This is a genomic window from Microbacterium sp. X-17, assembly GCF_039615055.1.
This window is the reverse complement of the sequence record NZ_JBDHNI010000002.1, coordinates 1102500-1122188: the sequence shown is the minus strand read 5'-3', so window position 1 is coordinate 1122188 and position 19689 is coordinate 1102500. Positions and strand designations below refer to the sequence as shown.

17 protein-coding genes are annotated in these 19689 nt (G+C 73.2%); 4 read left to right on the top strand and 13 right to left on the bottom strand.

Translation table 11 applies throughout. The annotated features are described in order from the left end of the window. Together ABCS02_RS13915 and ABCS02_RS13910 are read right to left on the bottom strand one after the other, a co-directional pair. Nucleotides 1-3687, bottom strand: coding sequence for a bifunctional proline dehydrogenase/L-glutamate gamma-semialdehyde dehydrogenase (locus ABCS02_RS13915; RefSeq protein WP_345836240.1), 3687 nt, complete (start codon nt 3685-3687; stop codon nt 1-3). Nucleotides 3688-3826: 139 nt separating this feature from the next. Next, complete coding sequence (locus tag ABCS02_RS13910; protein ID WP_345836239.1) at nt 3827-4387, bottom strand: acyl-CoA thioesterase; 561 nt, start codon at nt 4385-4387, stop codon at nt 3827-3829. Between the two features lie 122 nt (nt 4388-4509). Here ABCS02_RS13910 and ABCS02_RS13905 point away from each other — a divergent pair, with 122 nt between their 5' ends. Together ABCS02_RS13905 and cofE are read left to right on the top strand one after the other, a co-directional pair. Continuing rightward, nucleotides 4510-5016, top strand: coding sequence for a GNAT family N-acetyltransferase (locus tag ABCS02_RS13905; RefSeq protein ID WP_345836238.1), 507 nt, complete (start codon nt 4510-4512; stop codon nt 5014-5016). 1 nt (nt 5017) lies between these two features. After that, on the top strand, nt 5018-5800 hold the full coding sequence (gene cofE, locus ABCS02_RS13900; protein ID WP_345836237.1) for a coenzyme F420-0:L-glutamate ligase: 783 nt from the start codon (nt 5018-5020) through the stop codon (nt 5798-5800). 256 nt (nt 5801-6056) lie between these two features. Here cofE and ABCS02_RS13895 read toward each other — a convergent pair whose 3' ends face one another. The 3 genes from ABCS02_RS13895 to ABCS02_RS13885 are packed head-to-tail and all read right to left on the bottom strand — an operon-like array spanning nt 6057 to nt 8871. Further along, entirely contained in the window at nt 6057-6920 is an 864-nt protein-coding gene (locus ABCS02_RS13895) for a hypothetical protein (protein WP_345836236.1), read from the bottom strand. Then, a complete protein-coding gene (locus tag ABCS02_RS13890; protein ID WP_345836235.1) occupies nt 6917-7615 on the bottom strand; it encodes a response regulator transcription factor in 699 nt (232 codons plus the stop codon). Before ABCS02_RS13890 ends, ABCS02_RS13895 begins: the two co-directional genes overlap by 4 nt. Then, nucleotides 7603-8871 (bottom strand): histidine kinase, encoded by a 1269-nt coding sequence (locus ABCS02_RS13885; RefSeq protein WP_345836234.1) that lies wholly within the window; start codon nt 8869-8871, stop codon nt 7603-7605. The genes ABCS02_RS13890 and ABCS02_RS13885 overlap by 13 nt, the downstream gene beginning before the upstream one ends. A 139-nt stretch (nt 8872-9010) precedes the next feature. Here ABCS02_RS13885 and ABCS02_RS13880 point away from each other — a divergent pair, with 139 nt between their 5' ends. Both ABCS02_RS13880 and ABCS02_RS13875 read left to right on the top strand, forming a co-directional pair. Beyond that, nucleotides 9011-9373 (top strand): helix-turn-helix transcriptional regulator, encoded by a 363-nt coding sequence (locus ABCS02_RS13880; protein ID WP_345836233.1) that lies wholly within the window; start codon nt 9011-9013, stop codon nt 9371-9373. Then, entirely contained in the window at nt 9370-10701 is a 1332-nt protein-coding gene (locus ABCS02_RS13875) for a permease prefix domain 1-containing protein (RefSeq protein WP_345836232.1), read from the top strand. The genes ABCS02_RS13880 and ABCS02_RS13875 overlap by 4 nt, the downstream gene beginning before the upstream one ends. Nucleotides 10702-10714: 13 nt before the next feature. On the opposite strand, the gene ABCS02_RS13870 is transcribed toward ABCS02_RS13875, so the two are convergent. From ABCS02_RS13870 to ABCS02_RS13835, 8 genes are all read right to left on the bottom strand, one after another. Beyond that, the gene (locus ABCS02_RS13870) at nt 10715-11824 is read right to left on the bottom strand and encodes a 3-hydroxyisobutyryl-CoA hydrolase (protein WP_345836231.1); all 1110 of its coding nucleotides are present in this window, start codon (nt 11822-11824) and stop codon (nt 10715-10717) included. Beyond that, a complete protein-coding gene (locus tag ABCS02_RS13865; RefSeq protein ID WP_345836230.1) occupies nt 11755-13338 on the bottom strand; it encodes a cytochrome b/b6 domain-containing protein in 1584 nt (527 codons plus the stop codon). The genes ABCS02_RS13870 and ABCS02_RS13865 overlap by 70 nt, the downstream gene beginning before the upstream one ends. Before the next feature lie 5 nt (nt 13339-13343). Next, nucleotides 13344-14333: an electron transfer flavoprotein subunit alpha/FixB family protein gene (locus tag ABCS02_RS13860; protein WP_345836229.1), complete on the bottom strand. Its 990-nt coding sequence runs from the start codon at nt 14331-14333 to the stop codon at nt 13344-13346. A gap of 9 nt (nt 14334-14342) precedes the next feature. Continuing rightward, nucleotides 14343-15119 carry an electron transfer flavoprotein subunit beta/FixA family protein gene (locus tag ABCS02_RS13855; protein WP_345836228.1) on the bottom strand — a complete coding sequence of 259 codons (777 nt, stop codon included), beginning with the start codon at nt 15117-15119 and terminating at the stop codon, nt 14343-14345. A gap of 73 nt (nt 15120-15192) precedes the next feature. Then, nucleotides 15193-16392, bottom strand: coding sequence for a bifunctional 2-methylcitrate synthase/citrate synthase (locus tag ABCS02_RS13850; RefSeq protein WP_345836227.1), 1200 nt, complete (start codon nt 16390-16392; stop codon nt 15193-15195). A gap of 19 nt (nt 16393-16411) precedes the next feature. Then, nucleotides 16412-17311, bottom strand: a complete 900-nt coding sequence (prpB, locus tag ABCS02_RS13845) for a methylisocitrate lyase (protein ID WP_345836226.1) — start codon at nt 17309-17311, stop codon at nt 16412-16414. Further along, on the bottom strand, nt 17311-18837 hold the full coding sequence (locus tag ABCS02_RS13840) for an MmgE/PrpD family protein (protein ID WP_345836225.1): 1527 nt from the start codon (nt 18835-18837) through the stop codon (nt 17311-17313). Before ABCS02_RS13840 ends, prpB begins: the two co-directional genes overlap by 1 nt. After that, entirely contained in the window at nt 18834-19490 is a 657-nt protein-coding gene (locus ABCS02_RS13835) for a GntR family transcriptional regulator (protein WP_345836224.1), read from the bottom strand. The genes ABCS02_RS13840 and ABCS02_RS13835 overlap by 4 nt, the downstream gene beginning before the upstream one ends. Between the last annotated feature and the right edge of the window lie 199 nt (nt 19491-19689).

Here is a 19689-nt window from a genome sequence, read left to right as displayed (position 1 = left end):
TCAGATGACGGACTCGGACCAGGGGTCGGGGGTGCCGAAGCGGTGGGCCGTGATCGAGATGGACTGCTCGCGCAGGAAGGGCAGGAGCTCCAGCCGGCCCGCGGTCGTCACCTCGCCGGCGTAGACCGCGAGGTCGGGATCGCCCTCAACCGCCTCGGCCAGCGCCTGCCGCAGCGACGCCACCGACTCCGCCGGGCCCACGAGCCGGGCCCGAGGCGGGCGCGGCGCGGGGGGCTCGTCGGCGGCCTCGGCGAGGATGTCGCGGGTCCGGCCGCTCATGCGCTCGCACCACTGCGCGTCGGTCTCCACGAACACCGGCACGCCCAGCTCGGCGAGCGCCCGGCGCACGGCCGCGGGCAGGCCCGATCCGGAGCTGAGCACGACCTCGGACGCCGCCCGGATGCCGGCGAGCGCTGCGCGCAGGACCTCGTGCAGCGGCGCATCGGCGGTCGCGCGGATCGCGACGGGCATCGGCCGGTACCGCAGGAGGTTGCGCTCGACCCCGAGCCCGGACACGTCGCGGACGCGGCCGAACTCGCGGTCCCAGGCCACGGCATCCGACAGCGCCGCGCGGCGGAGCCACTCGAACGAGGGGTAGTCGAGCGAGGGCTGCGCCGACTCGATGAGGCTCGTCATCCGGGTGTCGAGCCCGCGCAGGTGCAGGGTCGAGGATGCCGCTCCCCCGGCCGACGCGCGCCACGACCCCAGGCCGACGAGGTGGTTGGGGCCGCCCGGCTTCGCCCCCGGTCCGACCGCCGACCGCTTCCAGCCGCCGAACGGCTGCCGCTGCACGATCGCGCCAGTCATGCCGCGGTTGACGGACAGGTTCCCGGCCTGGACGCGCTCGAGCCACAGCGCGAGGTCGGCGGGCTCTCGCGTGTGGAGGCCCGCCGTGAGCCCGTACTCGACGGCGTTCTGCAGGTCGATCGCCTCCGCGAGCGAGCCCGCCGTCATGATCCCGAGCACCGGCCCGAAGAACTCCTCCGTGTGGAAACGCGACCCCGGCTGCACGCCGGTGCGGATGCCGGGGCTCCACAGGCGCGGTTCGATCTCGCGCGGCTCGACGAGCCACCGTTCGCCCTCGCCGAGGGTGGACAGCGCCCACGCGAGCTTGCCGCGCGGCTCCTCGATGAGGGGCGGCACCTCGGCGCGCGGATCCGTCGGCCACCCGACACGGAGGGAGGTCACCGCGTCGACGAGCTGCCGCGCGAACCGCGGCGAGCGCGCGACCGGACCCACGAGGATCGCGAGCGACGCGGCCGAGCACTTCTGCCCCGCATGCGAGAACGCGCTCCGCACGAGATCCGCGACCGCGAGGTCCAGGTCGGCCGAGGGCGTCACGATCATCGCGTTCTTGCCGCTCGTCTCCGCGTGCAGCGGCAGATCGTGGCGCCACGAGCGGAACAGCGCCGCCGTCTCCCACGAGCCGGTGAGGATGACGCGGTCCACGGCCGGATGCGTCACGAGCGCCCGGCCGAGCGCGTCCTCGTCGAGATCGACGAGCGCGAGCACCTCGCGCGGGACGCCGGCATCCCACAGCGCTTCGGCGAGCACGGCCGCGGTGCGCCGCGCCTGCGGGGCGGGCTTGAGCACCACCCCGGACCCGGCCGCGAGCGCGGCGAGCAGCCCGCCCGCCGGGATCGCGACGGGGAAGTTCCACGGCGGAGCCACGACCGTGACGCGCGAGGGGACGAAGACGGCGCCGCCGACGCTGTCCAGCTCGAGCGCCGTCGAGGCGTAGTAGTTCGCGTAGTCGACGGCCTCGCTGACCTCGACGTCGCCCTCGGCGAGCACCTTGCCGGTCTCGGCCGCGGCGACCTCGACGAGCGCGCCGCGTCGGGACTCCAGCATCCGCCCCGCCGACCGCAGCACCTGCGCCCGCTCCGCGGCGGAGCGCGCACCCCAGGAGGCGCCGGCGATGCCGACCCGCTCCACGAGCGCGTCGAGCTCGGCGGCATCCGTCACGCGCGCCCGCGCGATCACGTCCACGCCTGCCGTGGAGGTCGCGATCGCGGCGAGCACGTCGGCCGCCCAGGCGCGGTTCTCCGGCAGCGCGGGGTCGGTGTCGGGCGCGTTCCGGAACCCCGGCGCACCGGAGGCGCTCGCGCCCGGACTCTCCGGGCCCGCGCCCTCGTGCGAGGCGTACACCGCGGTCTCGACGAAGTCGACGCCGCCGAACCGGACGGCGGGCGTCTCCGTCTGAGGCTGCGCGCCGCGCGCGATTCCGAGCACGCGCTGCGTGAGGGCGCCCTCCGGCTCCGGCGACGCGGGGTCGCGGGTCAGGCGCCCCTCGGGCAGCGGTACGTGCCGGTCCTGCGTACGGCGCGGGACGGCGCGCAGCGCCGGGTCCATCGCGCGGACGACGGATGCCGCGTACCGGTCGCGCTCGACGGCGAGGCGCACCCGGTCGCGCGGGAGGAAGGACGCCGCGGCGAGGAAGTTCTCCGGACCCGCGCTCTCCTCGAGCCGGCGCACGAGGTAGCCGATCGCGACGTCGAACTCGTCCGGGTGCACGACCGGGACGTAGAGCAGCACGGGTCCGACGTCGCGCGACACCGCCTGCACCTGGCCCGTCGCCATCCCGAGGAGCATCTCGAACTGCACGGCGTCGCGCACGCCGCGCGCCCCCGCGAGGAGCCACGCGTGCGCGACGTCGAAGAGGTTGTGCCCCGCGACGCCGATGTGCACCGCGGCGACGCTCTCGGGGCGCAGGGCCTCGTCGAGGCAGCGCAGGTAGTTCCCGTCGGTGTCGTCCTTCGTGTCGTACGGCGCCGGCGTCCAGCCGTGGAGGACCGCCTCCACGCGCTCCATCGCGAGGTTCGCGCCCTTGACGAGCCGGATCGTGATCGGCGCCCCGCCGGACGCGACGCGCTGCCGCGCCCACGCCGACAGCTCCCGCAGGGCCGGGAGCGCGTCGGGCAGGTACGTCTGCAGCACGATGCCGGCCCGCATACCGCCGAGCTCCGGATGCTCGAGGAGCCGCGTGAACACTGCGATCGTCAGGTCGAGGTCGCGGTACTCCTCCATGTCGAGGTTCAGGAACGTGCCGTGGGCCGCGGCGGCCCGGTACAGGGGCAGGAGCCGGCCGACGACCTCGTCGACCGTGTCGTCGAGGCCCCACGGCGTGAGACGGCTCGCGATCGCGGACACCTTGACCGACACGTAGTCGACGTCGTCGCGCTCGACGAGAGCGCGGATGCCGGCGAGCCGGCGATCGGCCTCCTTCTCCCCGAGCACGGCCTCACCGAGCAGGTTGAGGTTGAGCCGGTGCCCCTCGGCGCGCAGTCGCTCGATCGCCGGTCCGAGCTTGGCCGGCCGGGCGTCCGCGACGAGGTGGTCGACCAGGTCGCGCAACGCGCGTCGCGCCACCGGGACGACCGCTGCGGGCAGCGCGGGCGCCACCGCTCCTCCGACCCGCACGGCGGTCCGCAGCCGCCACGGGAGGATCTCCGGGGTGAGGCCCGCGACCCGGTGTAGGCCCGAGGCGGCCGCGCCGTAGCTCTCCGGACGCATGACCCCGTCGACGAAGCCGACCGTGAACGGCAGCCCGCGCGGGTCCTGGAGGACTCCGGCGAGGAGCTCCGCGGATGCCTCGACGGGGGCCTGCGCGGCCTCGGCGATCCAGCGCTCCGCGAGGGCGATCGCCTCGGCCGCGACGCCGAGCCCGGTCTGGTCCCCTCCACCCATGCCGCCAGCCTATGCGCGGGCAGGCCCGAGGTCCCTGAGCCCCTCCGGTGTCACGCGCGCATAGTTCCCGGCATCCGCGACTGTGCGCGAGCGACACCGGAGCGGCTCGGGCGGCTCGGAGGACGGGGCGCGGGGGCGGTCAGGGCCAGAGGCTCGGGGCGGGGGCCTTGGTCGGGGGGAGGGCGGATGCGGCGGCCCAGTCGTGCATCCAGGGGGCGATGTCGGGCAGGTCGTCGGGGCGGCCGACCGCGGCGAAGAGCTCCTCGTGCGACAGGGTGCCGCCCGAGCGCTTCAGCATCCGCGCCCGGATGATCGCCCGCGCGTACACCTCGCCGTCGACGACCGCGCGGTGCTCGAGGTAGAGCGCCCGGTCGTCGTGCCCGATGAACCGCGACTCCACGTCGAAGCGCTGCCACAGGGTGAGCGACTTCCGGAACGTGATCGTCTCCGCGGCCACGACCGCGTACCAGCCGTGCGTGCGCATCGCGCCGGCGAGCCCCGTGCGGATGAGGAGATCCCAGCGGCCGAGGTCGAAGAGGGACAGATAGCGGCCGTTGTTCATGTGACCCAGGAGGTCCAGGTCGGTCGGCAGCGTCGTCAGCCGCACACGGCCCACGCCGGTGGGCGGGAGCGCGCCGCCCCGGCGGCGGCCGCGGCGGGCGCGGAAGACGACGAGGAGAGTCCGCCAGAGCACGTTCACGAGGCGCGATGCTAGCCGTGGGCACCGCCGCAACGCAGTTCGTTTGTGGGTTCCCACAGTGCGCGCCGCCCGGCATCCGGCTCGATTTCGCGCACCACGGCGGCTCACGTAGAGTCAGCGCCATGGATGCCGAACTGCAGACGGACATCGTCGTCCGCCCCGTGCGCGATGTGGATGCCGAGGCCCTCGGGCGCGTCCACGCCACGTGCTGGCACGAGACCTACGATCACCTCATCAGCAAGGCGGCGCTAGAGCGCATCTCTCCGCGCCGCATGGCAGAGCTCTGGACCCACTGGGCCAGCCAGGGCCCCGAGTACCGGATGAGCGCGGCCCTCGTCGACGGCGAGATCGTGGGCTTCGTCGGCTCGGGTCCAGCCCGCGACGAGGATGCGCCGAGCCCGCGCGAGCTGTACTTCATCTACTTGCTCGACGCCTGGCACGGCACCGGCATCGGACAGCGCCTGTTCGATGCCGCGGTCGATCCCGGCGAGCCGCTCTACCTGTGGGTCGCGGAGGACAACCCCCGCGCGCACCACTTCTACGAGCGCAACGGCTTCGCGCTGGACGGCGCCTCGCACGAGGAGCTGTTCCTCGGCGAGCCGCTCACCGAGGTGCGGTTCGTCCGCTGACGTGCTGGAGATCTGGGCGCCGGACGGCATCCCGGAGGTCCACGCCGGCGACGATCTCGTCGCCCTGATCGCGGACGCGTTCGGTGACGGGCTGCGCGACGGCGACATCCTCGTCGTGACGTCGAAGATCGTCTCGAAGGCGGAGGGCCGGATGATCCGCGCCGAAGACCGCGAGGACGCGATCACCTCGGAGACCGTGCGCCTCGTCGCGGAGCGCACGTCGCCGAGCGGCCATCGCACGCGCATCGTCGAGAACCGGCTCGGGATCGTGGCGGCCGCAGCCGGGGTCGACGCGAGCAACACGCCCGAGGGCACCGTGCTGCTGCTGCCCGCGGATCCGGATGCCTCCGCCCGCGCGATCGCGGCGGGCCTGCGCGCCGGACTCGAGGTCGAGGTGGGCGTGCTCGTATCCGACACGCTCGGCCGCGCGTGGCGCGAGGGCCAGACCGACGCGGCGATCGGCGCCGCCGGCGTTCGCGTGTTCGAGGACCTCCGCGGATCCACGGACGCCGAGGGCCGGCCGCTCGCGGTGACCATGCCGTGCGTCGCCGACGAGCTCGCCGCCGCTGCGGACCTCGCCAAGGGCAAGACCTCGCGGCGTCCGGTCGCGGTGGTGCGGGGCCGCGCCGACCTGGTCGGGCCGCTGGATCTTCCCGGCGCGCGCGCGATCGTCCGCCCGGCCGAGACCGACATGTTCCGCCAGGGCGCCGACGAGGCCTTCGCCGCCGGCCGCGCGGCCGGCTACGCCGCGGGCCTGGCGGCCCGCCCTGCCGACCCCCGCTGACCCCACCCGCCAGACCCGCACAACTCCTGCACCCCAAGCCCCGCGCCCGGCATAACTCCTGCACCCCCGCCCGCTGGCCCCGCACAACTCCTGCAGATTGGGGCGGGGCCGGGCCGACGACCGCGGGACCACGTGGTCTGGACTGACGCCAGGGGCAGGATGCAGGAGTTGTGCGGACTGACTCGGGTGCGTGCAGGAGTTGTGCGAGCCGGCACGGGGTGGGTGCAGGAGTTGTGCGGGGTGGGAGGGGCGGGGGTCAGGAGGTGGGGGTCAGCTCGACGTAGCCGCCGCTGATGTTCACCGAGACGGCGTGGGGGGAGGTGGCCGAGGTGTCCAGGCGGTTGTCGAGGTTGCCGGCGGTGACCGAGCGGGTCACGGCGTAGGTCGCGTCGGGCAGCCGCACGGTGGCGGAGCCGGCCGTCGCCGAGACCGACACCCGGTCGGGGGCGGAGCCGGTGAGACGCACGTCGGCGGCCCCGGCCTCCACCGAGACGTCCGCGGTGCGGGCGCCGGACACGGCCACGGTCGCGGAGCCGGCCCGCAGGTCGAGGGTGACCGAAGTCGCCGCGCCGTTGACGTCGACCGAGCCGCCGGCGACGTCGAGCGTGAGCGCGCGGAACCCGCCGTCGACCTGGAGGACGCCGCCCGCGACCGACAGCGCGCCGTCGAGTCGTCCGTCGAGCGCGCGCGGGAGCGTGAGCACGGCGTTGGCGCTGCGCCCCCACCACCCGCCGAAGCCGACGAGGGCCCCGGGGCCGAGCCCACCGCGATCCGCGCCGACGCGTAGCTCGCCGCCGGTGCGGGTGAGCGACCAGCCGTCGGCCCCGCGGAACCCGGTCACCCGCAGCTCGGCATCCTTCACGTCGCCGAACGCGATCCGGATAGACGCGGCGGAGGCATCGATGACGACGCGCTGCGCGCCGGTCGCGGATGCTGTCACCGTGTCGGTCCGCGAGATGCCACTGAACGCGACCGGGAGAGCGGCGGTGATCAGCGTGGCGAGCACGGCGAGCACGCCGATCGCGATCGCGACGATCGCGACCACGCGCGACGAGGAACGCACGGGCGGCGGCGCGTCCGGGGCGGGGGCCGGGGTCTCCGGCGTCAGGGTGGTGCTCATCGGAGTCCTCCTGTCTGCGGCGGCAGGCCGCCCGGTTCGGTGCGCGCGGAGCCGTGCTCGAGGTGCGCGAGGGCCGCGAGGACGCGGCGGTTGCCCGACTCGTCGGGTTCGAGGCCGAGCTTCTGGAAGACGGCCGTCACGTGCTTTTCGACGCTGCCCTCGGTCACGAAGAGTGCCTTCGCGATCGCCTGGTTCGACTTCCCCTCGGCGATGAGCGCGAGGACGGCGGCCTCCCGCTCCGTCAGCCGGCTCATCCGGGCGTCGAGCGCGCGACGGCTGAGGAGCTGCGCGACGACCTCGGGGTCGAAGACCGTCGCGCCCGCGCCGATCCGCTGCACGGTCTCGACGAACTCGCCGACATCCGCGACGCGGTCCTTCAGGAGGTACCCGAGCGCCCCGCCGTTGCCGGCGATGAGGTCTGTCGCGTAACGCTCCTCGACGTACTGGGAGAGGACGAGCACGGGAAGGTCCGGATGCGCGGCCCGTAGCTCGAGCGCGGCACGGATTCCCTCATCGGCATATGTCGGCGGGAGGCGAACGTCGAGGATGCAGAGGTCCGGTCGCGCGGCCTCCTGCTGAGCCATCAGGTCACGCGCGTCGGGCAGCGCCGCGACGACCTCGTGACCGGCGTCCTCGAGGAGCCGGACGAGTCCCTCGCGGAGGAGGACCGAGTCCTCGCAGATCAGGATGCGCACGGAACCGTCACCTCCACCGTCGTCGGGCCGCCGGGCATGCTGTCGATGCGCGCAACGCCGCCGGCGGCGGCCACGCGGTTGACGAGGCCGTCGAGCCCGCCGCCCGGGACGATCCGCGCCCCGCCGATACCGTCGTCCTCGACCCGCGCCCACAGCGTGCCGGCGTCGGGCTGGCGGACGAGCACCCGGCAGGCCGTCGCGCGCGAGTGCTTGGCGGCGTTCGTGAGCGCCTCCGCGATCGCGAAGTACACGGCCGCTTCGGCCGGCCGGCTGCAGCGCTGCGCGATCCGCACGTCGAGCGTCACAGGGATGTGCGAGCGCGCGGCGAGCGCGGACAGCGCGGCATCCAGTCCGCGGTCGTCCAGCACGGCGGTGTGGATGCCGCGGGCGAGCTGGCGCAGCTCCGTCACGGCGGCCTTCGTCGAGGCGTGCGCCTCGGCGATGAGCGCCTTCGCCGCGGCCGGGTCGCTGTCGATCTTCTGCTGCGCGAGACCCAGCGTCATCCCGATCGAGACGAGCCGCGGCTGGACTCCGTCGTGCAGGTCGCGCTCGATGCGCGTGCGCTCGACCTCGGCGGCGCGCACCGCGCCGGCGCGCTGCTCGCGTGACGCGCGGGCCTCCGCGGCGAACTGCGCCTCCCGCGAGGGGACGAGGATGACGCGGCAGAGCGCCGCGTCCGCGATCGCGAGCCCGACGATGGCGGCGAGCGACCCGATCACCGCGAGGACGCCGGCGAGCGGCGCCCACGCGGTCGCGACGGCGAGGTCGAACCGGAGCACCTCGACCGTGTCGCCGCGCGCGTACAGCGGAGCGAAGATCAGCGCGACGCCGGCCGCAAGAAGCGTGAGCAGCGGCAGGATCACGAAGCCGAACACCGTCGCGATCGCGCCGCTCGCGATCGCCCGCCACTGCGCGCCGTCGATCGCCTGCAGCCAGATCGTGTGCAGGAAGCCGCGGAAGCCGGACCGCGGGCTGCGGCGCGGGCGGAGCGGCGGGAGCCGGAGGTCGTACAGTCCGTCCGCGCGGGCGGCGGCCACCCACGCAAGCGCGTACAGGATATAGACGAGCGCGAGCAGGAACAGGACCCCGACGAGGAACACGGGCAGGAGCCCGATGCCGAGGGCGAGGAAGGTCAGGACGAGGGCGAACGCCCCGGATCCGACGATGCCGAGCGCCGCCAGCTGCGCGATCGCTCCCGCGATCCGCAGGGGCGAGGCGAGCGACGGACGCCGAGCCGGTGCCGGTAGTGCGGTCATGGCTCCACGGTAGGTGGGCGGCGGCGGACTCCGCGCCCCCGGCATCCGGACGAATCCCCGGGGGATATCCCCCGCACCCTCGCGTATACCTTGCACCTCTATGTATATTGAGCTGCAAGGTATCGATGGGAGGACGCGCATGCGCATCGGAAAGGACCTCGTCGCGGCCGCCGCGACGCCGCTCGTGCTGGGCATCCTGGCGGAGGGCGAGTCGTACGGGTACGCGATCCTGCAGCGCGTCGACCAGCTCTCCGACGGCCGGTTCGTGTGGAGCGACGGGATGCTGTACCCCCTCCTGCACCGCCTGGAGCGCCTCGGTCTCGTGGAGGCGCGGTGGTCGGAGTCCGAGACCGGCCGCCGCCGGAAGCACTACCGGCTGAGCGCGGACGGGCAGACGGCCTTCGCCGAGCAGCGGCGGCAGTGGGCGGTCGTGACCGAGACGCTGCACCGCGTCTGGTCCGAGCTGCCGGGCGCAGCCGGTCCGCTGGCGGCGGGAGCATGACCGTGGAGGAGGTCGATGCCCAGATCGCGCAGTGGCGCCGGTACGTCGAGCGCCACCGCGCGCTGGAGACGGCCGACGTCGACGAGCTCGAGACCCACCTGCGCGACCAGATCGACGCGCTGGAGCGGGCGGGGCTGAGCCCGGACGAGGGGTTCCTCGTCGCGGTCCAGCGCCTCGGGCGCGTCGACGAGCTCTCGCGGGAGTTCGCGCGCGAGCACTCGGTGCGGATGTGGAAGCAGCTCGTCGTCGGCGAGCCCGGCCGACGTCCGCGGAACGGGCTCGTGCTCGCCTTGGCACTCGCCGTGGTTGCGGCGATCCTGGTGAAGCTCCCCGCGCTCGCCGGCGGGGACCCGCTGACGACCCTGCGGTTCGCGGGGCCGCTCGTGCTGGCCCCGCTCGCGGCGTACTTCCTCGTGCGGCGACGGTCCCGCGGTGCGACCATCGCGGTCGTCGCGGGGATCTTCGCGGTCGTCACCGCAGCCCTCGCCGCCTACCCGTTCGTGATGGGCGGCCAGACGATCGTGCTCGCGGCGATCCACGCGGTCGTCGCCCTCTGGTTCGCGACCGGGATCGCCTACGCCGACGGCGCGTGGCGGTCCGATCGCGCGCGCATGGACGTCATCCGCTTCACCGGCGAGTGGGTGGTCTACTACGCCCTCATCGCGTTGGGCGGCGGCGTGCTTACGGGGCTCACGCTGGCCGTGTTCGGCGCGATCGGGCTCAACGTCAACGCGTTCGTCGCGGAGTGGATGCTGCCCTGCGGCGCCGCCGGCGCGGTGGTCGTCGCGGCCTGGCTCGTCGAGGCGAAGCAGAGCGTCGTGGAGAACATGGCGCCCGTGCTCACGCGGGTGTTCACGCCGCTGTTCACGCTGCTCCTGCTCACGCTCGTGGTCGCCGCCGCGGTGCAGCGCGACCTCGTCGCCGCCGACCGCAACCTGCTGATCCTCTTCGATATCGTGCTGCTGGTCGTGCTGGGCCTGCTGCTTTACGCGCTATCGTCGCGCGAGCCGACGAGCCGCGCCACGTGGTTCGACCGGCTGCAGCTGCTGATGCTCGGCAGCGCGGTCGTCGTCGATGTGCTCGTGATGATCGCGGTCCTGGCGCGGATCGGCGCCTACGGACTGACCGCGAACAAGGTCGCGGCGCTCGGGCTCAATGTGATCCTGCTCGCGAACCTCGTCTACGCCGGCATCCTGCAGTGGCGCTTCGTCCGCGGCCGGGTGCCGCTCGGGCGGCTGGAGCGCTGGCAGACCGGCTACCTGCCGGTCTTCTTCGCCTGGAGCGTCGCCGTCGTCGTGGTGCTGCCGCCCGTCTTCGCGTTCGGCTGAGCCCGCCAACGCGTCAGGTCAGGTCGAGGTCGCCGCAGACGGGCGCCGCGAAGTACGCGGCCACGGCCTCGGGAGTGACGGCGTCGTGAGTCGCCGGGCGCCAGCGCGGAGCGCGGTCCTTGTCGATGACCTGCGCGCGGATCCCCTCCCGGAGCTCCGCCGTCCCGAACGCGTGGCACGAGACGCGGTACTCCTGCACGAGCGCCTCGGCCAGGGAGCCGAGACCGGCGGCGGTGCGGATGCCGCGGAGCGCGACCGCCGCACTCGTCGGCGAGACGCGGTCGAGGGCGGCGGCGAGCTCGGCGGCCCGCTCGGACGCCTGCCCGCGCAGGCGCTCGACGATCGCAGGCACGTCCGCGGCGGCGAACACCTCGTCGATCCAGTCCCGGTCCGCGAGGAGCCCGCTGACCGGGGCCGGCTGCGCGACCGCCGCGATCGCGGCATCCGGCTCCTGCGTCTCGAGCGCCGCGAGCAGGCCCGCGAGGTCGCCGGACGGCACGGAGTGGTCGCTCAGCCCGAGAGCCAGCGCGTCGCCCGCGCCGACCGTGAGACCGGTCATCCCGATCGCCAGCCCGAGCCGGCCCGGAGCGCGCGACAGGAGCCACGTCGCACCCACATCCGGCGCGAACCCGATGCCGACCTCGGGCAGGCCGAGGCGGCTGCGCTCCGTCACGACGCGATGCGAGCAGTGCGCGGAGATCCCGATGCCGCCGCCGAGGACGAGGCCGTCCTGGATCGCGACGACCGGCTTCGGATACCGCGCCAGCGCGAGGTCGAGCCGGTACTCGTCGGCCCAGAACGCCCTACTGGCAGAGCCGTCACCCTCGGTCGCATCGCGGTACAGCGCGACGATGTCCCCGCCCGCGCACAGCCCGCGCGGACCCGCGCCCGTGATCGCGACGGCGCCGACCGTGTCGTCGTCCGCCCAGGTCGCGATCGCCTCGGCGATCCGCCGGACCATCGGATGCGTCAGGGCGTTGAGCGCGCGCGGCCGGTCGAGCGTGAGGAGCCCGAGCCGGCCGCGCCGCTCGACGAGAACGTCCGAGTACTCGGTCAGCGCATGCTCACGGAGCCGAAGAGCCGAGCGATCGGGGCGAGGACGAGCGGCCGTGCCGCGACCCACGCCGCGACGATGACGACCATGGAGGCGGAGAAGATCCAGAACCCGGCCCAGTTCACGACATCGCTCATCGCGTACATGTGGTTCAGGTTCCGCAGCGCCCCCGTCGCGAACACGAGGGTGACGTGAACGATGATGAACAGCACGAAGTAGATCATCGTCGGGAAGTGCACCGCACGCGCCCACTCGATCGGGTACGCCTTGTTCAGCTGCGTCGTCTTCTTCGGCCAGATCCCGCTCATCCGCACGCCGGTGATCACGGCCAGCGGCGCCGCGATGAACACGGTCGTGAAGTAGGCGAGCTGCTGCAGGCTGTTGTAGTTCACCCAGCCGTCCTCGGTCGGCCAGTTCAGCGACACGTACTGCAGGCCGGCGGAGATCGCGTTCGGGAAGACCTCCCAGGAGGTGGGCACGAGCCGCATCCACTGCCCGGTCACGAACAGCAGCACGATGAACACGGCGCCGTTGACCATCCACAGGATGTCGAGCGACTGGTGGAACCACAGGTTGATGCTGATCTTGCGCGACTTGTTCCAGCGAGGCGACCAGAACGCCGGCGGCCGCTTCTGGTGCCGCACCTGCATGCCGGACCGGATGATCAGCACCATCAGGAACACGTTGAAGAAGTGCTGCCATTCGAGCCAGACCGGGAAGCCGACCGGGGCGCCCACCGGCAGGTGGTACTCCCCCGGGTAGGTCGTCAGGAAGTCCTGCATGAACGGGATGCTGACGAACCAGCGCACGAGGAACACGAGCATCGCGCCCGCACCCAGCAGCGCGATGAGCGTGACGATCCCCGCGCCGACCCACTGCCCAGCGGTGAAGGGGCCGAGCCGGCGCGGCTCGGGCGCGACCTCGACCACGGCTTGCCCGCGACGCTCCGCGTTCCACTCCCGGGCCGCGGCCCCGGGGAACACGGTCTGCGGGAAGGGCAGGGGCGCACGCGGACCCGCCGGGACGACCGGCACGACGACGGGGGCCGCCGGGGCCACGGATGCCGCGACCGGCGCGGCCTCGACGACGGGAGCGGCCTCGACGACGGCGGGAGCGGCCGGAGCGAGTCCCGCCGGGGGCCAGGGCTCGCCGCCCGCAACGCGCGGGAGCCCGCGACGCAGCGACGTGGACGACACCGCGGCGGGAGCGACGGCCGCAGCCGCGGGCGCGGCGACGGCAGCCGCGGCGGGGACTGCAGCGACGGCGGCCGGGGGAAGCGCGCCGGCCGGGGGCCAGGGCTCCCCGCCCGGGACGCGCGGAAGCCCGCGGCGGAGCGCGGAAGCGGCGGGCGCGGCGACCACGGGTGCGGCGGCCACGGCCGGAGCCGGAACCGCGGGTGCGGCGACCGGGGGCACGGCCTCAGCAGGAGCCGCGGCGGCGGGCGCCACGGCCGGCGCGGCCTCCGCGACGACCGCGGCCGTCGCGAGGATCCGGTCGGGGACACCGGTCGCCGCGTGCGGCCAGGGCTCGCCGCCCTTGACCCGCGGCAGGCCCCGACGGATCGTGGTCCCGTACGTCGCCATCCGCTTTACGCCTTCCGCGCTTCCAGCGCGGCGATCAGCTGCGGCACGACCGTGAACAGGTCGCCGACGACACCGAAGTCCGCGATCTCGAAGATCGGGGCATCCGCGTCCTTGTTGATCGCGACGATCGTCTTGGCGGTCTGCATGCCGGCCCGGTGCTGGATCGCACCCGAGATGCCGAGCGCCACGTACAGCTGCGGCGACACCGACACACCGGTCTGGCCGACCTGCGACGCGTAGGGGATGTATCCGGCGTCCACCGCGGCGCGGGACGCGCCGACCGCGGCACCGAGGACGTCGGCGAGCTGCCCGACCAGGGCGAACTGCTCCGCCGAGCCCAGGCCGCGACCACCGGACACGACCTTGGCCGCACCGCGCAGCTCGGGTCGCGACGAGACCGCGACCGTCTGCTCGAAGGACTCGATCGTCGCGACCGGCGCACCGCCGGCGGCGACCGCGAGCTCCTCGACCGCGGCCGGCTGAGCCTCGGCGCGCGCGTCCACAGCGCCCTGACGCACCGTGATCACGGGGGCGCCGAAGGTGGCCGTCGACGTCACGTCGAACGAGCCGCCGTACACGGAGTGCTGCGCCACGACGCCCTCGGCATCGCGCGCGACGCCGATCGCGTCGACGGCAAGCGCGGAGCGGGTGCGGGCGGCGAACACGCCCGCCACGTCACGGCCGTCCACCGAGTTCGACACGAGCACGGCATCGGGGCGCACGAGGTCGGCCGCGGCCACGAGGGCGTCGGCGACCCGGCTGCCCCCGAGGATGCCGTCGAGGCCGTCGACCTCGACGGTCAGCACGCGGGCGGCGCCGAGCTCGGCGGCGGAGGCAGCGGCGGTGGCCGCCTGGCCGGAACCCGTCACGACGAGCGCGACCGGGGTGCCGACGAGCGATGCCGCACCGAGCAGGCCGGCGGCGCTCTTCGCGACGGTTCCGTCGCGGCCGGTCTCGACCAGGACGAGCACAGAGTCAGAAGCGAAATCAACCATCGGAGTTCCTCACGCGAGCCGGTTGGAGACGAGGAACTCGGCGAGCTTCTCGCCCGCATCGCCTTCGTCGACGATCTTCGTGCCGGCCTGACGCGGCGGCTTCTGCGACACCGCGAGCATGATCGAGCGGGACGCGTCCGCGGCGGCGGCGTCGACGCCGAGGTCGGCGGTGCTCACCACCTCGAACGGCTTCTTCTTGGCCGCCATGATCCCCTTGAAGTTCGGGAACCGGGCATCCGGCAGCGCCTCGGTGATCGACACGACCGCCGGCAGCGGTGCGCTCACCCGCGCGGTCCCGTCGTCGGTGACGCGCGTGCCCGCGACGCGGTCGGCCTCGATGTCGAGGGCGGCGAGCGCCGTCACGGCCGGCACGCCGAGCAGCTCGCCCAGCATGGCCGCCATCACGCCGCCGGAGCCGTCGGTCGAGAGGTTGCCGGCGATCACCAGATCGAAGCCCACGCGACGGATCGCCGCGGCCAGCACCTCCGCCGTGAGTCCGAGGTCGGCACCGAGCAGGCTCTCGTCGACCACGTGCAGCGCGCGGTGCGCGCCCATCGCGAGCGCCTTGCGGATCGTCGCGGTCGCCGACTCCGGACCCATCGACACCACCACGACCTCGGTGCCCTCGTGCTTGTCCGCGTACGACAACGCCGCCTCGACCGAGCGCTCGCCGATCTCGTCGAGCACGACCTCGCTCGCTCCGCGGTCGGCCAGACCCGTCTCCAAGCTCAGCTTGCGGTCCCCATACGTGTCCGGCACTTCCTTCGCCAACACGACGATGTTCATAGGCACCTCTCCTTTACACCGTCTGGCAGTTTATGCGCCAGTGGATGTTTCATCCCAAACGAGCGATCGCCACCTAGCTCGCCGCCTCCTCCGCGCGCTCCGCAGCGGCGATCGCGGCCGCGTCGGCCACATAGCCGGCGATGTGGCGCTCGTCCGGGCCGTTGTAGGCCGAGAGGGGACGGATCAGGGCGTTCGACGCCTGCTGTTCCATGATGTGCGCGGTCCAGCCCGTCACGCGCGCCACGACGAAGAGCGGCGTGAAGGTGAGGGTGTCGAAGCCGATGAGCTTGTATGCGGGGCCCGACGGGTAGTCGAGGTTCGGGTAGATGCCCTTGCGTGCGACGAACTCCGACTCCAGCTCGTCGTACAGCGCCGCGACGTCTGGACGGTCGTAGTGCGCGACGAGGGTGTCCAGTGCTGCCTTCATCGTCGGGACGCGGGAGTCGCCGCGCTTGTACACGCGGTGCCCGAAGCCCATGATCTTCCGCTTCTCCGCGAGCGCCTGGTCCAGCCACGGTCCGACGTTCGCGGCATCGCCGATCTCGTCGAAGATGTGCAGGACGGCCTCGTTCGCGCCGCCGTGCAGCGGGCCCTTCAGCGCGCCGATCGCGCCGACCACGGCGGAGAAGAGGTCGCTGAGCGTCGAGGTGATGACGCGCGCCGTGAACGTCGACGCGTTGAAAGAGTGCTCGGCGTACAGGATGAGCGACTGGTTGAACGCGTCGACCACGACGTCGTCCAGCTCCTCGCCGAACGTCATCCAGAGGAAGTTCGCGGCGTAGTCGAGGTCGTCGCGCGGACCCACGACATCCTGGCCGCGGCGGCGGCGCTGCCCGTACGCGACGATCGCCGGCAGCTCGGCGAAGAGGCGGATGCTGCGCGCGAGGTTCTCCTCGGGCGTGCCGACCGCATCCATGACGTTGTCGATGCCCGCCGTCTCACGGGCGCCGATGACGCTCACGGCCGTGCGCACCTCGTCCATGGGGTGCGAGCTCACGGGGAGGAGGTCGATGGCCGCCTTGACATCGGCCTGGAGCACGCGGTGCGCCCGCTCCGTCGCCCGCAGCCGCGCCAGCTGCTCCGCGGTCGGCAGCTCGCCGTTCCACAGGAGGTAAGCGACGGCCTCGAACGGCTGTGTCGCCGCCAGCTCCTGCACCGGGTACCCCCGGTAGAGGAGGCTGTTGGTGTCCGGGTTGACCTTGGAGACCGCGGTGTAGTCCACCGTGACCCCCGCCAGGCCCTTCCTGATCTCCGGTTCGGTCGTGTCGGTCATGCGTGCTCCTTCGCTCGCGTCAGCGGTCCACCGAGAAGGTGAAGATGCCGGTGTCGAACCGGCTGTATCCCTCGTAGTCGACGAGGTCGTAGAGGTCGGCCCGGTGCTGCATCTCCCCGAGCCGGGAGGTGAGGTGCCCCTCGTCGAGCAGCGTCTCGAGCGCGCGGTCCGCGGCGCCCATCGCGATCCGCAGGAGGGAGACGGGCCAGATGACGATGTTCACGCCGACGTCCCGCAGCTGGTCGTCGCTGAAGAGCTCGCTCTTCCCGAACTCCGTCATGTTGGCGAGGATCGGCACGTCCACCGCCTTGCGGATCGCCTCGAACTCGGCGAGATCGCGCATCGCCTCGGGGAAGATCGCGTCCGCGCCGGCATCCACGAGCGCCTTCGCGCGGTCGATCGCGGCGTCGAGGCCCTCCACGGCGCGGATGTCCGTCCGGGCCATGATGAGGAAGTCCGGATCGCGGCGCGCGTCGACGGCCGCGCGGATCCGCTTCAGCGCGGTGCCGTCGTCCACGACGGCCTTGCCGTCGAGGTGCCCGCACCGCTTCGGGTTGACCTGGTCCTCGATGTGGGTGCCGGCGATCCCGGCATCCTCGAGCGTCTGGATGGTCCGCGCGACGTTCATGGGCTCGCCGAAGCCGGTGTCCGCGTCGATCAGCGCCGGGAGCTCCGTCATCCGGGCGATCTGCGCCCCGCGTCCGGCGACCTCGCTGAGCGTCGTCAGTCCGATGTCGGGCAGGCCCAGGTCGGCGGCGATCACGGCCCCCGAGATGTAGACGCCCTCGAAGCCCTTGCGCTCGATGAGCCGCGCCGACAGCGGGTTGAACGCGCCCGGGAAGCGCAGCAGCTCGCCGGACGCGAGCCGCTCCCGGAGGATCCGGCGCTTGTCGGCGGCCGGCGTCCGCGCGTAGAGCATCAGAAGAGGCCCTTCGGAGCGGGCGCGCGCTCGATGACGCCGGGGGCCGCGACGATGGACAGCTCGCGCACGTCGTCGGCCGACAGCTCGGGCAGGCGCTCGGCGAGGCCCAGGAACCGGTCGATCTCCTCGGGGGTCAGGACCGGCTCGGCCAGCAGCCGGAACTTGCGGACGTAGTCCTCGCGGCCGAACGGGCGCGCGCCGAGCGGATGCGCGTCGGCCACGGCAATCTCGTCCGTGAGCGTCGAGCCGTCGGTCAGCGTGATGACGACGCGGCCGCCGAAGGCCTTCTCGTTCGGGTCCTCCGAGTGGTAGCGGCGCGTCCACTCCTCGTCCTCCTCGGTGTGGACCTTGTGCCACAGCGCGACCGTGTCGGGACGCGCCGCGCGCTCGGGCAGGTACGAGTCGACGTGGTGCCACGCGCCGTCCTGCAGCGCGACCGTGAAGATGTACGGGATCGAGTGGTCGAGGGTCTCCCGCGAGGCGGTCGGGTCGTACTTCTGCGGGTCGCCCGCGCCCGAGCCGATCACGTAGTGCGTGTGGTGGCTCGTATGCAGCACGACGCTCGCGACGTTCTCCGGGTCGCGGAGCTCGGGCCGCTCGGTGCCGAGCTTCCGGGCGAGGTCGATCCACGCCTGCGCCTGGTACTCGGCCGAGTGCTCCTTCGTATAGGAGTCGAGGATGGCGCGCTTCGGCTCGCCCGGCGCCGGGAGCGGGACGTGGTAGACCGCCTCCGGGCCGTCGAGCAGCCAGGCGATCACGCCGTCCTCGCCCTCGTAGATCGGCGCGGGGCTCGTCTGCCCGCGCATCGCGCGGTCGACCGCTTCGACGGCCATCTTCCCGGCGAACGCCGGGGCGTGCGCCTTCCACGTCGAGATCTCGCCCTTGCGCGACTGACGCGTCGCGGTCGTGGTGTGCAGCGCCTGGCCGACGGCCTGGAAGATCGTCTCCGCGGAAAGCCCCAGCATCGTGCCGATGCCGGCCGCGGCCGACGGGCCGAGATGGGCGACGTGGTCGATCTTGTGCCGGTGGAGGCTGATGGCGCGGGCGAGGTCGATCTGGATCTCGTAGCCCGTCGCGATGCCGCGCACGAGCGCCGCGCCGGCCGCGCCCACGTGCTGCGCCACCGCGAGGATCGGAGGGATGTTGTCGCCGGGGTGCGAGTACTCCGCGGCCAGGAACGTGTCGTGGTAGTCGAGCTCGCGCACGGCCACGCCGTTCGCCCAGGCCGCCCACTCCGGGCTGGTCCGCCGGGCGAGCGACGGCCCGAACACGGTCGACCCGAACCCGCCGATCGAGACGGGGTGGTCGAGCGCCTGCTGGCGGGCCGCGCTCACGGGGCCCCGGGTGAGGGATGCTGCTGCGACCGCGGCGTTGTCGATCACGCGGTTGACGACCATGTCCGCGACCGCGGGCTCCACCTCGACGGGGTCGGTGGCGACCTCGGCGATGGCGTACGCGAGCTGCCGCTCGCGCGGGAGGTCTTCCTCGCTGCGGTACGTGCGAACGTCGTGGATGACGGTCATGCGGCTCCTCTTTCCCGGCGGCCCTCGTCCTCGAGGGAGTCGAGGATGCTCGTCAGGGCGTTGTGCAGATGGACGTGCGTCGCGTGCGCGGCGAGCTCCGGATCGCGCGCGGCCAGGGCCGACGCGATCTGGCGGTGCTCTCCGACGGAGGCGACGAGGCGGTCGCGATGATCGCGGGCGAGCCGGCGCACGCGCACGAGGTGCGTCCGCACGGTCCGGAGCGCCGCCGCCAGGTAGTCGTTGGCGACGGCGTCGTCGATCGCCGCGTCGAACCGGGCGATCAGCGCGTAGTAGGCGTCGCGGGTGGCCTCGCCGTCGAGGGAGACCCGTGCGAAGGCATCCGCGAGCTCCGCGAACAGCGCCGGCTCGCCGCGGACGGCGGCGAGCCGCGCGGCGGTCTCCTCCAGGGCACGGCGCACCTCGAACAGCTCACGGATGTTGTCGTCGCTGACCGGCGTGACCACGGTGATCCGCGGCGATTGCTGGGCGACCAGGCCGTCGGCCACGAGGCGTCCGAGCGCCTCGCGCAGCGGTGTGCGGCTGACGCCGAGCCGGGCGGCCTGCTCGACCTCGCCGAGGACCGCGCCCGGAGGGAGGATCCCGCTCTGGATCTCGTCGAGGAGGATCGCGTACGCCCGGTCGCCGGCTTTCACGTCGCCTCCTCGCTGTCGGCCTTTCGCTCCCGCCAGTGTATACACTCACCGGCTCGATGGCTACTCTCAGCCCGATTCAGCCCCCTAACGTATACAGACACCGCGTCAGCAGGGTTGAGGGCGATCGTTCTTGACATCCCGGAAGTTTCCACACTTCTTTCATCCCCGAGGCAGGGGAATCCCGCGGGGACCTTTCCGT